The sequence below is a fragment of the Gracilibacillus alcaliphilus genome (assembly GCF_016909015.1).
GTDB classification, from domain to species: domain Bacteria; phylum Bacillota; class Bacilli; order Bacillales; family Amphibacillaceae; genus Gracilibacillus; species Gracilibacillus alcaliphilus.
Map to the genome: position 1 here is coordinate 1 of NZ_JAFBFA010000014.1, position 19,190 is coordinate 19,190.

A 19,190-nucleotide genomic window follows, 5' to 3' on the forward strand; every position below is an offset into this window, starting at 1 on the left:
CATGAAGCCCCCCTCAAGATGAGACTTCCCATCTATTCGATAGAGTAAGATCCCTCAGAGACGATGAGGTAGATAGGTTCGGGGTGGAAGCATGGTGACATGTGTAGCTGACGAATACTAATCGATCGAGGACTTATCTATACACCTTTTGTTTGACCTTGTCTTTCTTATCTAGTTTTTAGGGTATATATCCTATATATAGTCTGGTGGCAATAGCGAAGAGGTCACACCTGTTCCCATGCCGAACACAGCAGTTAAGCTCTTCAGCGCTCATGGTAGTTGGGTTTACCCCTGCGAGAGTAGGACGTTGCCAGGCACTTACAAAAACTCCTTAGTACATACACTAAGGAGTTTTTTGTGTTTAATCATTACGCCTTATCTGCTATCCTAATATGTAAGAAATAAGTAGATATGCATGTTATGTTATCCCGGCTAAGCATTACTAGCCATTGGCAGGGAGAAATTCTATTCTGACAAAAGGCAGACTTTATCGCCATATCGAGGAGGAAATAAACAATGGAAAAAATAAAACAATTAACGGAAGCAAATTATGAAGAAGTATTAGCACTAAATCAATACGCTTTCCAATATACATTAACAGAAGAAGAGAAAGCTCGTTACAAAAAGAAAATGACAAATCATACGATTTTGGGCTGGATGGAATTGGATGAACTAGCAGCCAAAGTACATATTATTCCTTTTCAAGTATATATTCATCGTGAGTTGATGGAAATGGGTGGAATAGCTGCAGTTGCGTCTTGGCCAGAACAACGCAGAGGAGGAAAAGTGAAACAGCTTTTACAAGAGGCCTTGCAAATTATGAAAAGGGAAGGAAAAACTTTATCTTATCTACATCCTTTCTCTGTGCCATTTTATCGTAAATATGGCTGGGAGCTTGCTTTTGACAACTTAGCTTCTTATATTCCAATTAAACATTTTCGAAAAGATTGGGGGAGCACAGGAACAGTTAGCCGATTGACTAAGAGCAGTGAAACGATAGCTTTACTGCAAGGGGTATACACTGCTTATGCCAAAACATTTAGCGGTACACTGAATAGAACAGAGCACTGGTGGGACATCATTTTAAATGACAAGGATCAAATAGCAGTCGCAAACCTGCAATCGCCAGAAGCTTACGTTATATATGAGATGAAAGGTAATGTTTTTCATGTAAAAGATGCCGCCTTTTCTACATTAAATGGACGAAAACAATTACTGGCGTTTATCGGTAACCATGATTCAATGGCAGAACATGTACAATGGCAGATGGCAGTTAATGATCCATTACCACTGCTTACAGAAGAACCACGATTTGAACAAAAACGAAGTCCTTATTTTATGGCACGAATCGTAGATGTGGAGGGGTTTTTACGTCAGTATCCATTTGCTGAAACCAGTTATGAGGCAGAACTTACAATAGCAGTGCAAGATGATTTTCTCCCTGAGAATACGGGACAATACCGATTAAGCATTAATCAGCGGCAAATAACAGTGACAACAGTAACGTCTGCTAAAACAGCAGATATAGTTATGGATGTTCAGCAACTCGTACAAATTCTTTTAGGGTATAAAAGACCTCAAGAATTATCAGCTGCAGATCTTATAAAAGGAGAGGCTCCCTCCATTGAGCTGTTGGAAGCAATCACTCCGAGAGCACAAACATTCCTCCCTGATTTCTTTTAAAGAGGATGTTCATGCACTTTAAGGTCGTAAATAACCTCTTAAAAGTAATGGACCACGGAGTAGTTATGCTTGATGCGAGGACTACGAAGAGTTCATTAATATAATACAAATAAACTTTTGCTTCCCGTCAATCTGTGTTTGACTGTCGAAAAGAAAGGTTATACTAAAAAGGGATTAAATTGTTTTCAATTAGAAGAAGTTACAGTATAATATAAGTATAGTCAAATATAGTCAAAGTCAGATTGGAGGAGGGAAAATGCGTAATATTTCAGATATTATAGAACAATATTTGAAAGAAATTATGTATGATAATCAACATCAAATTATTGAAATCAAACGAAGTGAAATTGCGAATCGATTTGAATGTGTGCCCTCTCAGATAAATTATGTCATCAATACGCGCTTTACGTTAGAGAAAGGTTATTTAGTGGAAAGTAAACGTGGAGGCGGCGGATATATTCGAATCAGCCGTATTACCAATAAGGACAAAGCGAAATTAATTGATGATATTATTGAGCTTATTTACCCTGCACTATCACAGCAGAAAGCCCATAATATTTTGGATCGCTTAGTGGAAGAAGAGCTGATTACAGTGAGGGAAGCGAAATTGATGAAGAGTGCAATTGACCGTGATACCTTAGTATTACAATTGCCATTACGCGATGAAATGCGCGCCAGAATACTCGCATCTATGCTTCATGCATTGAAATATCATTCTTAGGAGGTGTATGATGTGGAATGTCAAGAATGTCAGGAACGGCAAGCGACAGTTCATTTTACACAGGTAATTAACGGTGAGAAGATGGAAGTACATCTATGCCAACAGTGTGCGAAAGAGAAGGGCTATGTCTCTCAGGATGACGATCCGTACTCTTTACACCATTTGTTATCAGGACTTTTCCATCAAAAGGCAAACACATTGTCTCATTCCTCACAGCAAGCTCATTCATATCAGGAATTAGTTTGCGACAAATGCGGAATGACATATCCACAGTTTCTTAAAATTGGAAAATTCGGCTGTGCCCATTGTTATGACACATTTTCGGAACATCTGGATCCTTTGTTTCGCAAAGTTCATAGTGGTAATACGACACATGAAGGAAAGGTGCCAAAAAGAACCGGTTCAGATATACATCATCGAAAACAGCTGCGCCATTTAAAACTGTCCTTGCAGCAGGCTATAGCCGCTGAAGCATTTGAGGAGGCTGCTAGATTGCGAGATCAAATCAAAGCAATGGAGAAGCGTACTGAGGAGCAAGAGGAAGGTGATAAGCAATGAGCCTGGAACATTTTATGAGTGAGGCGGTCAGTCCATGGTTAAAAGAAGATGGTCCTGATAGTGATATTGTAATGAGCAGCCGTATTCGTTTAGCTCGAAATTTCTCTGCCTATCCTTTTCCATTAATTGCAGGCGATGAGCAAATGGAGCATATACTTCATATTATGCTAAATATCTTTGACCAACGTTCGTTTGCAGACTATAAAAAACTAGAGTTTGTCAAGATGTCAGACTTAAAAGCGATAGAAAAGCAAGTTCTTGTAGAGAAGCATTTGATTAGTCCGCATTTAGCAGATAAATCAGATTATGGGGCTGTGCTTATTTCAGAAAATGAGCAAGTCTCTATTATGATTAACGAAGAAGATCATATTAGGGCACAGTTATACTTCCCTGGATTCCAACTCGGGGGAGCGCTTGAGCAGGCATTTCAGCTGGATGATTGGTTAGAGGAGAAGGTTGATTATGCTTTTGATGAGGATAGAGGGTATTTAACATGCTGTCCTACTAATGTTGGCACAGGTTTGAGGGCTTCTGTGATGATGCATTTGCCAGCATTGGCTATTACTCGTAAAATTAACCGGTTGATTCCTGCTATTAATCAGTTAGGCTTGGCGGTCCGAGGTATATATGGAGAGGGCAGCGAAGCTTTAGGTAATATTTTTCAGATCTCTAATCAAATTACGTTAGGCCGGTCTGAAGAAGATATTATCGAAGATTTAAAAGGAGTGGTTGAGCAGCTGATTGAACATGAGCGACAAGCTAGAAGAGTCTTGGTAGAGCAATCTCCACTTGAACTGGAGAATCGCTTGTTCCGTTCACTGGGTGTTTTACAGCATAGCCGGATTATTGAGTCCAAAGAAACCGCCAAATGTCTGTCAGATGTGAGATTAGCTATTGACCTTGGATTTATTAATAATATATCGAAGTCAATTTTAAATGAACTGGTGGTGTTAACGCAGCCGGCTTTTCTGCAGCAATATGCGAAGCGGCGGTTATCGCCAAATGAACGAGATGTATTTAGGGCTTCTGTGATACGGGAGCGACTTAATATGGAACAGAAGGAGGAATTGTAACATGATGTTTGAACGTTTTACAGAACGGGCTCAGAAGGTATTGGCACTATCCCAAGAGGAAGCAGTGCGTTTAGGACATAATAATATAGGCACAGAACATATTCTCTTAGGCTTGGTAAGTGAAGGAGAGGGGATTGCTGCCAAAGCACTTCAGGCTATCGGCCTTGGTGCAGATAAGATTCGTAATGAAGTAGAAGCCCTTATCGGAAAAGGTAATCAAGTATCCCAGACTATTCACTACACTCCTCGTGCCAAAAAGGTGATTGAGTTATCCATGGATGAAGCTCGTAAATTGGGACATTCTTATGTAGGTACAGAGCATATCCTTCTGGGCCTTATTCGTGAAGGAGAAGGGGTAGCCGCCCGCGTCCTTAATAACTTGGGTGTAAGTCTTAATAAAGCCCGTCAACAGGTTTTACAGCTGCTGGGCAGTACAGAAACAAACTCACAGAACAGCCGCAATACGCAGAATAATAATGCCAGCACACCAACACTTGACTCCTTAGCTCGTGATCTGACAGCTATTGCAAAAGAAGGTAATATCGATCCGGTTATTGGCAGGGCCAAAGAAATTGAGCGTGTTATTCAAGTATTAAGCAGGCGTACGAAGAACAACCCTGTACTCATTGGTGAGCCTGGTGTAGGTAAGACAGCTGTGGCGGAAGGGCTGGCTCAGCAGATTGTCCAAAACGAGGTGCCAGAAACGTTACGGGAAAAGCGTGTCATGACATTAGATATGGGAACGGTTGTTGCTGGTACGAAATACCGCGGGGAATTTGAAGATCGTCTGAAAAAGGTAATGGAAGAAATTCGTCAAGCCAATAATGTGATTTTATTTATTGATGAGTTACACACTTTAATTGGTGCCGGCGGGGCGGAAGGTGCGATTGATGCTTCTAATATTCTGAAGCCATCATTAGCACGCGGAGAGCTGCAATGTATCGGCGCAACTACATTGGATGAGTATCGTAAATATATTGAGAAAGATGCCGCCTTAGAACGTCGTTTCCAGCCGATTCAAGTGGATGAGCCGACTGTGGAAGAAGCAGTACAAATACTTCGGGGATTAAGAGATCGCTATGAGGCACACCATCGTGTAACAATTACCGACGCAGCGATTGAAGCAGCCGCTAAATTCTCTGATCGTTATATTACAGACCGTTTCCTGCCAGATAAAGCAATAGACTTAATTGATGAGGCAGCATCGAAAGTTCGTTTGCGTTCTTATACGACTCCGCCTAACCTAAAAGAATTAGAGAATCAATTAGAAGAGGTGCGTAAAGAGAAGGATGCCGCTGTTCAAAGCCAGGAATTTGAGAAAGCTGCGGCACTTCGAGATACAGAACAACAATTGAAAAAGGAATTGGAACAGACAGAGGCCAAATGGAAGGAAAAACAAGGACAGGAGAACTCAGAAGTAACGGTTGAGGATATTGCCAGTGTAGTTTCCATTTGGACGGGAGTCCCGGTTTCGGCTTTAACAAAGGACGAAAGTGAGCGTCTATTAAATATGGAAGAGATCTTACATGACCGTTTGATTGGTCAAGAAGAGGCTGTTAAAGCGGTATCGAAGGCAATTCGCCGTGCTCGCGCTGGTCTGAAGGATCCGAAACGACCAATAGGTTCTTTCATTTTCTTAGGTCCAACTGGTGTCGGGAAAACAGAATTGGCACGTGCATTGGCAGAATCCATGTTTGGCGATGAGGATGCTATGATTCGGATTGATATGTCGGAATATATGGAGAAACATGCAACCTCCAGGTTAGTTGGTTCCCCTCCAGGTTATGTTGGATATGAAGAAGGCGGACAATTAACAGAAAAGGTTCGCAGAAAACCTTATTCCGTTGTTTTATTAGATGAAGTGGAGAAGGCTCATCCCGAGGTATTCAATATCTTGCTGCAAGTACTAGAAGATGGGCGCTTAACAGATTCGAAAGGTCGTACCGTAGATTTTCGGAATACGGTTCTGATTATGACATCCAATGTTGGAGCTAGTGAATTAAAACGTAATAAATATGTAGGCTTCAGCCTTGGTGAGGAAGAACAGAACTACAAAGATATGCGTTCCAAGGTTACTGCAGAATTGAAAAAGGCATTCCGTCCTGAATTCTTGAATCGAATTGATGAAACGATTGTCTTCCATTCTCTAGAGCGTAAACATATGAAAGATATTGTAGAATTAATGGTGAAAGAACTGCAGAAGCGACTAGTCGAACAGGGTATAGAATTCGAATTATCTGATCAAGCTGTTGAAAAAATCGCCAATGAAGGTTTTGATCCAGAGTATGGTGCAAGACCATTACGCCGGTCGATTCAAAAGAACGTTGAGGATCTGCTTTCTGAGGAGTTACTAAAAGGTAATATTAACAAAGGTCAGAAAGTCAAAATTGATATAGATAAATCGGAACAATTCGCCGTAAGCATTGTGGAAGATATAGGTGTATCATAAGAAAATCGGAAGGGTATTTATCCTTCCGATTTTTTACCACTATATATAGATACTCAACTTTCGCACCTAGAAAAACTGTATACTGTCCATAGACACAAGTATTTGTAGTTATTTCAGGGAAAAGAGCAAAATTATTGATAAATTCTACACTTTTTACATACACCTTTAACTAAATTGATAGATCTCTGTAACTTATGCGGGGGAAATTTCGTATATAATAGAGAGGGGAGATACCAATGGCTAAACGAAAATCCAAGTTTGTCTGTCAATCTTGTGGGTATGAATCACCAAAATGGATGGGAAAATGCCCTGGTTGTCATCAATGGAATACATTAGTAGAAGAAATAGAAGCAACGAAAAGTGCCAGAGGAAACTGGACTAAAGACAGCACGGCTGCACGGAAGCCAGAAAAGCTAGCCAACATACAATTACAAGATGAGCCGCGAATGAAAACACAAATGCAGGAATTAAATCGAGTATTAGGCGGAGGGATTGTGCCAGGCTCTTTGGTTTTAATTGGCGGTGATCCAGGTATCGGTAAGTCAACCCTCTTACTGCAGGTGTCACATCAATTAGCGTTAGACAAGTTAGACGTGTTGTATATCTCTGGAGAGGAATCGGCTAGACAGACGAAGCTAAGAGCAGATCGTTTAGGTATAGCTTCTGACAGCTTATATGTCCTGTCAGAAACTAATATGCTGGATATTGCCAATCAGATCGATCAGTTGAATCCTAGCTTTGTGGTCATTGATTCGATCCAAACTATTTTCAAAGAAGAGGTCACCAGTGCTCCAGGAAGTGTCTCGCAAGTACGTGAATGTACAAGTGAATTACTACGGATTGCAAAGCAGAAACATTTGCCGATTTTTATTGTTGGACATGTGACGAAAGAAGGATCTATCGCTGGGCCAAGGCTTTTAGAGCATATGGTAGACGCCGTTCTATACTTTGAAGGGGAACGACATCACACCTTCCGAATTTTACGAGGTGTCAAAAATCGGTTTGGCAGTACAAATGAAATGGGTATATTTGAAATGAAGGAAGAAGGTTTAGTAGAAGTACTTAATCCTTCTGAAGTTTTCTTAGAAGAAAGGTCTCAAGGGGCAGCAGGGTCGACGATTGTGGCTTCAATGGAAGGAACAAGACCTGTATTAGTCGAGATTCAATCTTTGATCTCACCGACAAGTTTCGGTAATCCAAGAAGGATGGCGACAGGGATTGATCATAACCGTGTACCATTATTAATGGCCGTATTAGAGAAACGGGTAGGTTTAATGCTTCAGAATCAGGATGCTTATGTGAAGGTAGCTGGCGGTGTCAAATTAGATGAGCCTGCGATTGATTTAGCAGTGGCCATCAGCATTGCTTCCAGCTTCCGCGATAAATCTCCTCAAACCGATGATGTATTAATTGGTGAGGTTGGCTTAACCGGAGAAATACGCCGGGTATCGCGTATCGAACAGCGAGTGCAAGAAGCGGCTAAATTAGGCTTTAAACGGGCGATTATTCCCGCCAAGAATATGGACGGCTGGACTGCTCCGAAACATATTGAGATTATTGGCGTTCAGTCAGTACAAGAGGCAATTAAAGTGACCTTGGGAGATTAGAGACAGGATGTTAACTTGATCGGCTGCTCAGGTATCTGTGCTGGACCCTGATAAGCTGGTCTCGGTTTTATCAGAAGTTATTTTCAGCAGTCCTATTTTTTGGACAAGCTTATAAAACTAGATTGTGTATAGGACTGCAGACAGCTATTACATCATTACAACAAGAAACTGGATAAGAAATTAAGTCTTGGATGTTTAAAATAAAGCTAGATGGAGAGAATACTAAATAGGAGGTGACCGTGGTGCTAAAACGTTTTGTACAAATTTTCTTTATTATTGCTGGTGGTACAGCAGGATATTTGTATATCCCGCTTTTACTAGAGTTAGTAGGTTTTGGTGAAGGAACATGGATTAGATCTGAATATGTAGCACCCTATGTTGGTTTAGTGGTTGGAGCAATCATATTATTTATTTTATCTCTATGGGTTTCAGATTACTTTATCCGGTTTTTTGGTTGGGTAGAAGAAATATTAATGAAAGCTCCAGTAGGCGATTTATTATTTGGTAGTTTAGGTATTATCATTGGTTTAATTATAGCTTACTTCTTGACTATTCCGATCCAAGCAATAGAAATTCGCATCATTTCGCAAATCGTACCTATCTTTTTGAGTTTGTTATTAGCCTATTTCGGTTTTCAGGTAGGTTTTAAGCGCAGGGATGAATTCCTGAATTTATTAACCTTGCCAAAGAAGGAAAAGAAAAAGGCACAGCCATCTGAAGAAATTAGTCAAGAGGTGCCGAAACCTAAAATTTTAGATACTAGTGTCATTATCGATGGGCGTATTGCGGACATTTGTCAAACGAGCTTCTTAGAAGGAACGATTATTATTCCTCAGTTTGTCTTAGAAGAACTGCAGCATATAGCTGATTCTTCTGATTCCTTGAAGCGTAATCGCGGACGCAGAGGATTAGATATTCTTAATCGAATCCAAAAAGATCTACCCATCAAAGTAGAGATTTATGAAGGGGACTTCGAAGAGATCAGCGAAGTTGACAGTAAACTGGTGAAACTGGCGAAGGTGATGAATGGTATTGTTGTAACGAATGATTTTAACTTAAATAAAGTTTGTGAATTTCAAAAAGTTCCCGTTTTAAACATCAATGACTTAGCTAATGCAGTGAAGCCAATTGTCTTGCCGGGTGAAGAATTAATGGTCCAAGTGATTAAAGATGGGAAAGAACAGAATCAAGGGGTGGCTTACTTGGATGACGGTACGATGATTGTTGTCGAGGAAGGAAAGAACTACATCGGACAGAATATCGGTGTTGTCATCACTAGTGTATTGCAGACATCAGCTGGCCGGATGATTTTTGCAAAACCAAAATTGCTTGAAAAAGCCTTGTAAAAAAGGTATAACTTATAAAGGGTATAAAAAAGTGATAACCTTGGTTATCACTTTTTTATATGGAAAGCGAATGTTAGAGTATAAGCAGCGGTTTACTTTTTCTAAATAATAAATAAATCAACGATCATCTTGTGTTTCATCCCACGTTATAGGGAGAATAGATGATATAATAGGTGTAAGCAGATTAGAAATAGATTGGGGTGGCCGCATGGAGAAATATACAGTGATTGTGCTGGCGGCGGGACAGGGAAAACGCATGAAGACAGGCAGGAATAAGCAATTTATTGAACTTTTGCATAAGCCTTTAATTATACATACTTTGGAGAAATTTGTCCGGGATAATTGGTGTGAACAAATCTATTTGGTGATTAACCCAGCAGATCAACAGGTAATGATGGAACTGATTTCAAGTTACCGTTGGCGGGGGCAAATCCAGTTTGTTCATGGGGGCAAGGAACGTCAGGAAAGTGGTTATAAGGGATTGTTAGCTGTCGAACCAGCACATCAAGAAAAAGTAGTGATGATCCATGATGGGGCAAGACCTTTTGTCGAAGAGCAGCATTTACATCATTTGGCTGTTGCTGCAAGAGCTAAAGGGGCGGCCTTATTGGCTGTGCCTGTGACAGATACGATTAAACGTAAAAATGGTGATCAGCTGGATACGTTGGACCGTTCTATCTTATGGGCAGCTCAAACACCACAAGCTTTCGATTACCAGCTTATTAAACGGGCGCATGAACATGCAGCTTCCGAACAGATTCTTGGAACAGATGATGTCTCTTTAGTAGAATTATTAGGGGCTCCAGTGGAAATTGTGCAAGGTTCCTATCAAAATGTAAAGCTAACAACACCGGAAGATATATTGCGGGCAGAAATGATTTTAAATAGCCAGGGCTAATCACTTCATAGTCCGATCTCTGAAAAAAAGAAGGCTGAATAGCTGATACTTTTAAGATAGATGTTGAACAACCTCTTGAACACTTTTTTACAAAAAATAAATAGGAGGACATACGATGTTTCGAATTGGACAAGGGTTTGACGTACACCAGTTAGTAGAAGGCAGGCCTTGTATTATTGGCGGGATAGAAATTCCTTATGCATTAGGTCTGTTAGGTCATTCAGATGCAGATGTGTTACTGCATACGATTACCGATGCTTGTTTGGGTGCTATTGGAGAAGGAGATATTGGCAAACATTTTCCAGACACTGATCCGGCTTTTAAAGATGCGGATTCTCAGAAACTCTTGCAAGAGGTATGGAAGCTGGTGCAAGAGCGCGGCTATCAATTAGGTAATCTCGATTGTACTGTCATTGCTCAAGCACCAAAAATGGCACCACATATTGACGCGATTCGTGATAATATTGCAAGGTTGTTGACATGTGATCCATCACGAATCAATGTGAAGGCTACAACGACCGAGCAATTAGGTTTCACCGGCAGGAAAGAGGGAATTGCTGCCCAGGCAGTTGTACTGTTAGAGTCGGGCACAAAATAAGCGGTAAGGTTGTCATCAGCGACCAGCCTGTTTGAGGATGTTACCAAATAATAATTACTCACGTATCTAAAATATATAGACCTTCTTGCAGCTGGAAGGTTTTTAAACATGCACTATTAGAGGATGTTCAAAAAGTCCAACAAAATGACGCATCGAATTTCTGCGTTGGCTTGCTTTTCCGTTACTCACGTATTTAAAAGTATACGCTCCGTTACTCAAAGCTACACCGCCTTGAACTTCTTGGTCCTTTTTATCGGACTTTTTGAACACGCACTATTAGATAAGATTTAGCATAAAACAATAACATTTTACAAAAGTTAATGATAAAATAGAGAATAAGGTTATACAGACGTAAATTCATACAAAGGAAACGTCATTTGACGGGATTTGAATCCCTAGGGAGTGACCGTTGAATCAATCGGAGTGTCAACATCTAGTATGCCACCTCCTGCAAACAAGCGGGCGGTTGATAGATATTGACTCCGGATAAATGGAGGGCATTGTATTATGGCAAATGAAGTACGTGTTCGTTATGCACCAAGTCCAACTGGGCACTTGCATATCGGAAACGCAAGAACTGCATTATTTAATTACTTGTATACGAAACACTTAGGTGGTAAGTTTATTATTCGTACGGAAGATACAGATGATAAGCGTAATGTCGAAGGTGGAGAGGAAAGCCAATTACGTTACTTAAAGTGGCTCGGTTTGGAATGGGATGAAGGTGCTGATATTGGCGGAGATTACGGCCCATATCGTCAGACAGAACGTTTAGATATTTACCAGCGCTATGTAGATGACTTATTAGAGCGCGGCCTGGCTTATAAATGCTACATGACAGAAGAGGAGTTAGAGGCAGAGCGTGAGGAACAGCGGGCAAATGGACAAGTTCCAAAATATTCAGGAGCACATCGTGATTTAACAGAAGAGCAGATGCAGCAATTTGAGGCGGAAGGCCGCAAGCCGAGTGTTCGCTTCCGAGTGCCTGAAGGAAAAACGTATGTATTCAATGATATAGTCCGTGGCAATATTACATTTGAATCTAGTGATTTTGGCGATTGGGTAATGGTCAAGAAAAACGGCATCCCTACGTACAACTTTGCGGTTGCGATTGACGACCATCATATGGAAATCAGTCATGTATTACGTGGAGAAGAGCATATTTCCAATACTCCAAAACAAATGATGATTTTTGAGGCTTTTGGCTGGAAGGCGCCAACTTACGGCCATATGACATTGATTTTGAATGAAAACCGCAAGAAATTAAGTAAACGTGATGAACATATTCTGCAGTTTATCGAGCAATATAAGAATCTGGGATATCTTCCGGAGGCAATCTTTAACTTTATTGCATTGCTAGGCTGGTCCCCAGTTGGAGAAGAAGAGTTATTCACCCAAGAAGAATTTATTCAAATGTTTGATCCAGAACGTTTGTCCACGTCTCCGGCAATCTTTGACCCGGCCAAGCTGAAATGGATGAATAATCAATATATTAAACAAATATCTTTAGATGAAGTCGTGGAATTAAGTTTGCCGCACCTTATCGAGGCAGGTAAATTACCGGAAGATCTGTCTGCCAAACAAAGGGAATGGGCCATCAATTTGATTGGCTTGTACCATGATCAATTATCATATGGTGCAGAGATTGTCGAGTTAACAGAACTTTTCTTCCAAACCAAAATCGATTATAATGAAGAGGCAATGGATGTATTGAAAGAAGAACAAGTACCAGAAGTGCTTGCCGGATTCCTTGAACAATTTAGTGCGATCGAGGAATTGACACCAGAAGCAGTGAAGGTGAGTATCAAGGCGACACAAAAACAAACAAAACAGAAAGGCAAGAAATTGTTTATGCCTATCCGTGTGGCAACAACAGGTCAAGTACATGGTCCAGAATTGCCAAACGCCATTCATTTGTTAGGAGCAGAAACAGTCAAGACAAGACTGGAGAATGCCCTTGCCTTAATAAAGTAACAAATTAAACGAGATGAACTATAATAGTGATAAAACGTGGATGAGGAGAAGTAAAAAAATAACCCTGCTTCACACAGAGAAAACCATCATTGGCTGAGAATGGTTCAAGCAGCTGTTTTTGAAATGCACCTCAGAGTTTTCTTTCTGAACTACAGTAAGAAAGAACGGTTAACCACCGTTACTTGGTGAAAGTGGAGGGGAGAGTCTGTCCCCTAAACAGAGTGGAACCGCGCGGGAAAGCGTCTCTGAGTATGATAACTTAGAGGCGTTTTTTTGTACTATAAGAAGTTGTTCAAAAAGTCCAATAAAAATGACACGGCGAATGTCGGAGTTGACGGTAGGGGAACTTCTACTAAGATCCCCCACATCGTGTGGGCAAAGCAGAAGTCAACACACCCTGTGCAAGTCCGTGGCTTAAAGCTGCGCCACCTTGAACTTCAACGTCTAGGGCGTCATGGGTTTAGCCTGCCGACGCACACGATGTGCTAGTATCGGTGCTGTAACAGGACGTTGCGAACTTAACTGATGATGGTCCTTTTTATCGAACTTTTTGAACACATATTAAAGGGAGCATAAAAGTCAGGCATAATTGCTTCAGAAACAATCTTGTTGAGAATAAACATAGGATGAAGATGAATAGATCAACTGTGTAACAAAGAGGGGGAATGATGTATGGGCTTCTTTAAGCAGTTAAAGGAAGATATGGATGTTGTCTTTGATCAAGATCCAGCGGCACGAACTTATTTTGAAGTTTGTTTGACGTATTCAGGGCTGCATGCCATTTGGGCGCACCGGGTAGCACATGCCTTTTATCGTAAGAAATTCTTTTTTATTGCACGGGCTGTCTCACAGATCAGCCGTTTCTTTACGGGGATCGAGATCCATCCCGGTGCTAAAATTGGGAAACGTTTTTTCATTGACCATGGTATGGGTGTTGTCATTGGGGAGACATGTGAAATCGGGGATAATGTAACTATTTTCCAAGGGGTTACCTTAGGTGGAACAGGAAAAGAAAAAGGCAAGCGCCATCCAACCATACATGATAATGCATTGATTGCTACAGGAGCCAAGGTATTAGGTTCGATTACAATTGGCGCCAACTCAAAAATCGGGGCAGGATCTGTTGTGTTGAAGGATGTGCCGGATCATTCGACAGTAGTTGGTATACCGGGTAAAGTAGTGGTGCAAAATGGAGAGAAGGTACGAAGAGATTTAGATCATCATAAGCTGCCCGATCCAGTGAGTGAAATCATGAAAGAGATGAGAGAGGAAATCCACCAGCTGCAAGGTGAGTTAAAGGAATTAAAAGAAGGAGTGAAGCAGTATGACGATTAAAATATATAATACTTTAACCCGTCAGAAAGAAGTGTTTGAGTCGATAGAGCCTAATCTTGTGAAGATGTATGTCTGCGGCCCGACAGTTTATAATTATATTCATATCGGTAATGCCCGGCCAGCTATTGTATTTGATACGGTTCGCCGCTATTTCGAATATAGAGGTTATCAAGTAGACTATGTGCTGAATTTCACCGATGTAGATGACAAATTAATTAAAGCGGCTAAAGAATTGGGAGAAGAAGTGCCAGTAATTGCTGACCGTTTTATTCAAGCCTATAAAGAAGATGTCAAGGCACTGGGTGTGAAAGAAGCAGCGGTTAATCCCCGTGTCACAGAATCAATGTCTGATATTATTGCGTTTATCGCAACACTGATTGACAAAGGCCATGCTTATGAGTCAGATGGAGATGTTTATTTCAAAACACGCTCATTTGACGGCTATGGAAAATTATCGCATCAATCGATTGACGAATTGAAGTCAGGTGCACGAATTCAAGTTGGAGAGAAAAAGGACGATCCACTTGATTTTGTTTTATGGAAGCAGGCGAAAGATGGGGAAATTTCTTGGGACTCACCATGGGGGAAAGGACGTCCCGGCTGGCATATTGAATGCTCTGCCATGGCGAAGAAATATCTTGGAGATACTATTGATATTCATGCCGGCGGTCAAGACTTAACCTTTCCGCATCATGAAAATGAAATTGCCCAATCGGAAGCATGCAATGGCAAGACTTTTGCTAATTACTGGATGCATAATGGATATATTAATATTGATAATGAAAAAATGTCGAAATCCTTAGGAAATTTTGTATTGGCACATGATCTCATTCAAAAACACGACCCAAAGGTAGTGCGTTTCTTCATGCTCAGCGTACATTATCGCAATCCGATTAATTTCAGTGATGCCTTACTGGAAAACGCAAAGAGCAGCTATGACCGGATGGAGAATGCGCTTATCAACTTAAATCATCGCAGACAAACCAGTATGGGTTTGACTAAGGATAATCAAGTATGGTTCGACAAAATCGAACAATATCAACAGCAATTCGAGCAAGAAATGGATGATGATTTTAATACAGCCAATGCGATTTCTGTTATTTTTGATGTAGTGAAGGAAGCAAACCTGTATTTACAATCCCAGCAGACGCATACAGCGGTAATTGATGCCTTTATCGAGACCCTTACGCAATTTCTGGAGGTGCTGGGCATTCCGCAGACTGGTGAAACAGAGTTACTAGATGATGAGATCGAGGCATTAATTGAAAAACGAATTGAAGCCAGAAAAAACAAAGATTTTCAGCTGGCTGATCAGATAAGAGACGATTTAGTGGAACGACACATCATCTTGGAGGATACACCGCAAGGTACAAGGTGGAAGCGAGGGTAATAATGGCAAATCAGAATCCAATAGAATTAAAAAGTTTGGCACTTGCTTATATGGGTGATGTCATTTATGAGAAATATATTCGGGAATATTTGATCACAGAGGGTATCGTCAAAGTACAGCAGCTTCATCAGCATGCGACTAAATTTGTCCGGGCGACAGCACAGGCAAAAGTGGTTCATTTCTGGATGAAACATGATATTTTAACAGATCAAGAACTCGCCATTGTCAAAAGGGGTCGAAATGCAAAATCTAGTTCGACTCCTAAAAACACGGGAGTGCAAGATTATCGGTATAGTACGGCATTTGAGGCTTTGATCGGTTTTTTATATTTAGATGGTCAGACCGAACGATTAGATACCTTAATTGCCCAAGCGATTGATATTACAGAGAAAGGGGATGTATAGCAATGAATGATGAATGGATAATGGGGAGAAATACAGTTATAGAAGCTCTCGAATCAGGCCGAACGGTGCAAAAGTTATGTGTATCAGATAGTTTAAACCCTGCCTTTTTGAGGAAATTACAAAAATTAGCCAAGGAACATGAGGCACCCTTACAGCGTGTCCCAAGGAAGAAGTTAGATCAGTTAGTGTCGGGAAACCATCAAGGTGTAGCTGCCCAAGTTGCGGCTTATGAATATGCGAGTCTGGAGGATTTGTTTGCAGCGGCAGATACGAAGGGAGAACCACCATTTTTTGTAGTATTGGACGGAATAGAAGACCCTCACAATTTAGGGTCTATTTTGCGTAGTGCCGATGCGACTGGCGTACATGGTGTGATTATTCCGAAACGTCGGGCGGTTGGTTTAACCTCCACCGTAGCCAAAACCTCCGTAGGGGCGATCGAGCATATTCCTGTTGCACGGGTGACTAATATTGTACAAGCGATTGAAGAATTGAAAGCCCGTCACGTCTGGGTAGTAGGGACGGAGGCAACAGCGACAGAAGACTACCGTCAATTGGATGGTAAGCTGCCAATCGCATTGGTTATGGGTAATGAAGGAAAAGGAATTAGTCGGTTAGTAAAAAAGAACTGCGACTGGACGATCAGTTTGCCTATGATCGGTTCTGTTTCCTCTCTAAATGCGTCTGTAGCGGCTAGCGTGTTGATGTATGAGGTGCTTCGTAAAAGAGATCAACAAGGTGAAGATTGATGGATGTATTGTTAGTCGATGGCTATAACATGATTGGGGCTTGGGAAGAATTAAAGGTATTAAAGGACACCGACTTGGAGCAGGCACGGCAGCTGTTGATTGAGAAACTAGCAGAATATCAGGCATATCGCAGCCGCAAAGTAATCGTTGTGTTTGATGCCTATGAGGTAAGGGGTTTAGAGAGCCGGGAAGAAAAATATAAGGTGGAAGTGATCTATACAAAAGAGAACGAAACCGCCGATCAATGTATTGAAAGGCTGGTTAAGGAATGGAAAGATGTGCGGACGAAAGTATTTGTCGCCACCTCTGATTATACGGAACAACGCACGATTTTTGCTCAAGGTGCTTTTCGGATGTCAGCAAGGGAGTTAGATATTGAAATCAAAAATATTCAAAGGGAAATTGAACTGGATATTCGTGAACATCAGGAGACAAAAATAAGAAGTAAGATCCCTTTAGATCAAGAAATGTTGAAAATTTTCGAAAAATGGCGACGTGGGAATAAATAACAAATCGGTTGTTGACGCCAAGTAAACGCTTCCTGTATAATGTGCTTAATATAGTCTTCAGTACCTAATTTTTCGGCTTTGAGGCCAGGAGGAGTCCTAGAAATCAGCATGCGAGTATATAATACAGACTTAAACTATCAGCATTTAGAGGATCAAGAATTAGTATTGTTAGTACAAGCCGGTGATACTCAGGCACTCGATTTTCTTATCAATAAGTATAAAATGTTTGTTCACGCCAAGACGAAAACTTATTTCCTTGTTGGTGCAGACCATGAAGATATCACACAAGAGGGAATGATCGGTCTATACAAAGCAATTCGGGATTTCCAAGTTGATAAGCCCTCTTCTTTTCGGGCATTCGCAGAATTATGTATTACAAGGCAAATAATTACGGCGATTAAAACGGCTACACGGCAGAAACATATGCCACTTAACTCTTACATATCATTAGACAAACCGATATATGAAGAAGGATCGGAACGAACGCTGATGGATGTCTTAGAGGCAACGATCGCGATGGATCCTCAGGAATTATTGGTTAACCGGGAGCGCTACGGGGATATGGAAAGTAAACTAGCTGAGGTTCTAAGCGGCTTAGAGAAAGAAGTACTGTTATTATATTTAGAAGGTAGGACGTATCAGGAGATATCTGTGGAATTGAATCGACACGTCAAATCAATTGATAATGCCTTACAACGGGTGAAAAAGAAGCTAGAGAAATACTTAGCAGAGAGCGGTATGGACATATCTTAAGGTAAGGTGCCTCGCATATTGAGGGATACCCAATAATATGCACAGCAATCAAGATCCCCCTGTCACCCATTTTATTGGATTCATGCGTAAACCCCAAGCAAGTACGGAGGTAGAATTTGCGTCATGATGTCATCATTTATCAAGTTTTTCAGCGACTTCTTCCTATAGATTGTCATGAGATAGCGTTGACAGCATGTAATAACCGTGCTACATTATAATAGGTGTAAACACCTATATTAAGATTGTTCAAAAAGTAAAATAATTTTATTTTAAGTAATATGCTGGTAAGTCTACCTTATAGAAATTGCTCAAAAAGCACGTTAAATTGTGTAATAACAAGTCTTGTTGATGAGACAAGTTATTTATAGACTCAGGACATGATAAATGTAACCGATGAAGGTCTTTTTTACCGCCTTTTTGAACAGATACTTATAGATGGACAAGTTCAGCTACTTCGCTCACCCTTTTTGAACACATAAATTGTAAGAGGTGGCCATAATGGGGAAGAAGATAGCACTTGCATGCGAGGTTTGCCATAGCCGAAATTATAGTACAGATAAGAACCTGTCGGATGCAAGACGAATGGAAAGAAAGAAATTTTGCAAGAATTGCAACCGACATACCATACATCGTGAGACGAAATGACTTGACGGTAGATTGAGAAAGTTTGGAGGTACTATCTGTGAAACCAGTTGCTTTTTTGAAGAATGTAAGTCGTGAAATGAAGAAGGTATCATGGCCCAAGGGGCGTGAATTGACTCGCTATACGATAACCGTAGTACTCACTGTTGCTTTTGTAACAGTTTTCTTCGCAGTTGTCGATTTGGGCATTACACAACTTCTTAATTTGTTATTTGAATAAATTGAAGTTATATATGTTATACTGTCATTAAATACAAAGAAAAAGAACCCGTCAGGCGGGTTTTTTAATTTCTTTAATTTTCTTAACGCGTGTCGTGAGAGAATGAGAATGTTTATCGCAGTGTAACTGGCTGTAAGACTCCTACTTCAAGAAATAAGGGAATATGTATGTCTAAGCGGGAGATCTAACAGCCAGTAACGGCCCGATTGGTTCAACTAACATTCCGTGGGGATGAAAAAACCACTGAACGAAGTTTCACTTTATGTAAAAGGGAGGGAAGG

At 40.8% G+C, this 19,190-nt stretch carries 18 protein-coding genes, 2 rRNA genes and 1 other annotated feature; all 20 genes read left to right on the plus strand.

What is annotated here, in order from left to right; all coding sequences use genetic code 11:
* Window positions 1–141, plus strand: a 23S ribosomal RNA gene (locus JOD18_RS11545); the annotation flags it as partial.
* 61 nt (window positions 142–202) lie between these two features.
* Window positions 203–316 (plus strand): 5S ribosomal RNA (gene rrf, locus JOD18_RS11550).
* A 200-nt stretch (window positions 317–516) separates the two neighbouring features.
* Window positions 517–1,683 (plus strand): GNAT family N-acetyltransferase, encoded by a 1,167-nt coding sequence (locus tag JOD18_RS11555; protein WP_204669192.1) that lies wholly within the window; start codon window positions 517–519, stop codon window positions 1,681–1,683.
* 256 nt (window positions 1,684–1,939) lie between these two features.
* The gene (locus JOD18_RS11560; RefSeq protein ID WP_204669193.1) at window positions 1,940–2,404 is read left to right on the plus strand and encodes a CtsR family transcriptional regulator; all 465 of its coding nucleotides are present in this window, start codon (window positions 1,940–1,942) and stop codon (window positions 2,402–2,404) included.
* A 12-nt stretch (window positions 2,405–2,416) separates the two neighbouring features.
* Complete coding sequence (locus tag JOD18_RS11565) at window positions 2,417–2,962, plus strand: protein-arginine kinase activator protein McsA (protein ID WP_204669194.1); 546 nt, start codon at window positions 2,417–2,419, stop codon at window positions 2,960–2,962.
* Window positions 2,959–4,035 carry a protein-arginine kinase McsB gene (locus JOD18_RS11570; RefSeq protein ID WP_204669195.1) on the plus strand — a complete coding sequence of 359 codons (1,077 nt, stop codon included), beginning with the start codon at window positions 2,959–2,961 and terminating at the stop codon, window positions 4,033–4,035. The genes JOD18_RS11565 and JOD18_RS11570 overlap by 4 nt, the downstream gene beginning before the upstream one ends.
* A 1-nt stretch (window position 4,036) precedes the next feature.
* A complete protein-coding gene (gene clpC / locus JOD18_RS11575) occupies window positions 4,037–6,484 on the plus strand; it encodes an ATP-dependent protease ATP-binding subunit ClpC (protein ID WP_204669196.1) in 2,448 nt (815 codons plus the stop codon).
* Between the two features lie 236 nt (window positions 6,485–6,720).
* A complete protein-coding gene (radA, locus tag JOD18_RS11580) occupies window positions 6,721–8,091 on the plus strand; it encodes a DNA repair protein RadA (RefSeq protein ID WP_204669197.1) in 1,371 nt (456 codons plus the stop codon).
* Window positions 8,092–8,333: 242 nt separating this feature from the next.
* Complete coding sequence (locus JOD18_RS11585; protein WP_204669198.1) at window positions 8,334–9,437, plus strand: PIN domain-containing protein; 1,104 nt, start codon at window positions 8,334–8,336, stop codon at window positions 9,435–9,437.
* A gap of 208 nt (window positions 9,438–9,645) precedes the next feature.
* Window positions 9,646–10,335: a 2-C-methyl-D-erythritol 4-phosphate cytidylyltransferase gene (gene ispD / locus JOD18_RS11590; protein WP_204669199.1), complete on the plus strand. Its 690-nt coding sequence runs from the start codon at window positions 9,646–9,648 to the stop codon at window positions 10,333–10,335.
* Between the two features lie 115 nt (window positions 10,336–10,450).
* On the plus strand, window positions 10,451–10,933 hold the full coding sequence (ispF, locus tag JOD18_RS11595) for a 2-C-methyl-D-erythritol 2,4-cyclodiphosphate synthase (protein WP_204669200.1): 483 nt from the start codon (window positions 10,451–10,453) through the stop codon (window positions 10,931–10,933).
* A 507-nt stretch (window positions 10,934–11,440) separates the two neighbouring features.
* Window positions 11,441–12,907 (plus strand): glutamate--tRNA ligase, encoded by a 1,467-nt coding sequence (gene gltX / locus JOD18_RS11600; protein ID WP_204669201.1) that lies wholly within the window; start codon window positions 11,441–11,443, stop codon window positions 12,905–12,907.
* Between the two features lie 28 nt (window positions 12,908–12,935).
* Window positions 12,936–13,157: a binding site (T-box leader), on the plus strand.
* A 422-nt stretch (window positions 13,158–13,579) separates the two neighbouring features.
* On the plus strand, window positions 13,580–14,242 hold the full coding sequence (epsC, locus tag JOD18_RS11605; RefSeq protein ID WP_204669202.1) for a serine O-acetyltransferase: 663 nt from the start codon (window positions 13,580–13,582) through the stop codon (window positions 14,240–14,242).
* Entirely contained in the window at window positions 14,232–15,632 is a 1,401-nt protein-coding gene (gene cysS, locus JOD18_RS11610) for a cysteine--tRNA ligase (protein WP_204669203.1), read from the plus strand. The genes epsC and cysS overlap by 11 nt, the downstream gene beginning before the upstream one ends.
* Complete coding sequence (locus tag JOD18_RS11615) at window positions 15,632–16,036, plus strand: Mini-ribonuclease 3 (RefSeq protein ID WP_420827803.1); 405 nt, start codon at window positions 15,632–15,634, stop codon at window positions 16,034–16,036. The genes cysS and JOD18_RS11615 overlap by 1 nt, the downstream gene beginning before the upstream one ends.
* Window positions 16,037–16,038: 2 nt before the next feature.
* Window positions 16,039–16,785: a 23S rRNA (guanosine(2251)-2'-O)-methyltransferase RlmB gene (gene rlmB, locus JOD18_RS11620; protein WP_204669205.1), complete on the plus strand. Its 747-nt coding sequence runs from the start codon at window positions 16,039–16,041 to the stop codon at window positions 16,783–16,785.
* Window positions 16,785–17,294, plus strand: a complete 510-nt coding sequence (locus tag JOD18_RS11625; protein ID WP_204669206.1) for an NYN domain-containing protein — start codon at window positions 16,785–16,787, stop codon at window positions 17,292–17,294. Before rlmB ends, JOD18_RS11625 begins: the two co-directional genes overlap by 1 nt.
* Window positions 17,295–17,402: 108 nt before the next feature.
* Window positions 17,403–18,047, plus strand: coding sequence for an RNA polymerase sporulation sigma factor SigH (gene sigH, locus JOD18_RS11630; protein WP_204669207.1), 645 nt, complete (start codon window positions 17,403–17,405; stop codon window positions 18,045–18,047).
* A gap of 498 nt (window positions 18,048–18,545) precedes the next feature.
* Window positions 18,546–18,692, plus strand: a complete 147-nt coding sequence (rpmG, locus tag JOD18_RS11635) for a 50S ribosomal protein L33 (RefSeq protein WP_204669208.1) — start codon at window positions 18,546–18,548, stop codon at window positions 18,690–18,692.
* A 37-nt stretch (window positions 18,693–18,729) separates the two neighbouring features.
* On the plus strand, window positions 18,730–18,909 hold the full coding sequence (gene secE, locus JOD18_RS11640; protein ID WP_204669209.1) for a preprotein translocase subunit SecE: 180 nt from the start codon (window positions 18,730–18,732) through the stop codon (window positions 18,907–18,909).
* Window positions 18,910–19,190 lie beyond the last annotated feature (281 nt).

Excerpts from the sequence above, each read along its gene's own strand:
- cysS (WP_204669203.1), top strand. The coding sequence starts at position 14,232 with ATGACGATTAAAATATATAATACTTTAACCCGTCAGAAAGAAGTGTTT.
- epsC (WP_204669202.1), top strand. The coding sequence starts at position 13,580 with ATGGGCTTCTTTAAGCAGTTAAAGGAAGATATGGATGTTGTCTTTGAT.
- ispF (WP_204669200.1), top strand. The coding sequence starts at position 10,451 with ATGTTTCGAATTGGACAAGGGTTTGACGTACACCAGTTAGTAGAAGGC.
- JOD18_RS11570 (WP_204669195.1), top strand. The coding sequence starts at position 2,959 with ATGAGCCTGGAACATTTTATGAGTGAGGCGGTCAGTCCATGGTTAAAA.
- JOD18_RS11625 (WP_204669206.1), top strand. The coding sequence starts at position 16,785 with ATGGATGTATTGTTAGTCGATGGCTATAACATGATTGGGGCTTGGGAA.
- gltX (WP_204669201.1), top strand. The coding sequence starts at position 11,441 with ATGGCAAATGAAGTACGTGTTCGTTATGCACCAAGTCCAACTGGGCAC.
- rpmG (WP_204669208.1), top strand. The coding sequence starts at position 18,546 with ATGGGGAAGAAGATAGCACTTGCATGCGAGGTTTGCCATAGCCGAAAT.
- radA (WP_204669197.1), top strand. The coding sequence starts at position 6,721 with ATGGCTAAACGAAAATCCAAGTTTGTCTGTCAATCTTGTGGGTATGAA.
- clpC (WP_204669196.1), top strand. The coding sequence starts at position 4,037 with ATGATGTTTGAACGTTTTACAGAACGGGCTCAGAAGGTATTGGCACTA.
- JOD18_RS11560 (WP_204669193.1), top strand. The coding sequence starts at position 1,940 with ATGCGTAATATTTCAGATATTATAGAACAATATTTGAAAGAAATTATG.
- sigH (WP_204669207.1), top strand. The coding sequence starts at position 17,403 with ATGCGAGTATATAATACAGACTTAAACTATCAGCATTTAGAGGATCAA.
- ispD (WP_204669199.1), top strand. The coding sequence starts at position 9,646 with ATGGAGAAATATACAGTGATTGTGCTGGCGGCGGGACAGGGAAAACGC.
- JOD18_RS11555 (WP_204669192.1), top strand. The coding sequence starts at position 517 with ATGGAAAAAATAAAACAATTAACGGAAGCAAATTATGAAGAAGTATTA.
- rlmB (WP_204669205.1), top strand. The coding sequence starts at position 16,039 with ATGAATGATGAATGGATAATGGGGAGAAATACAGTTATAGAAGCTCTC.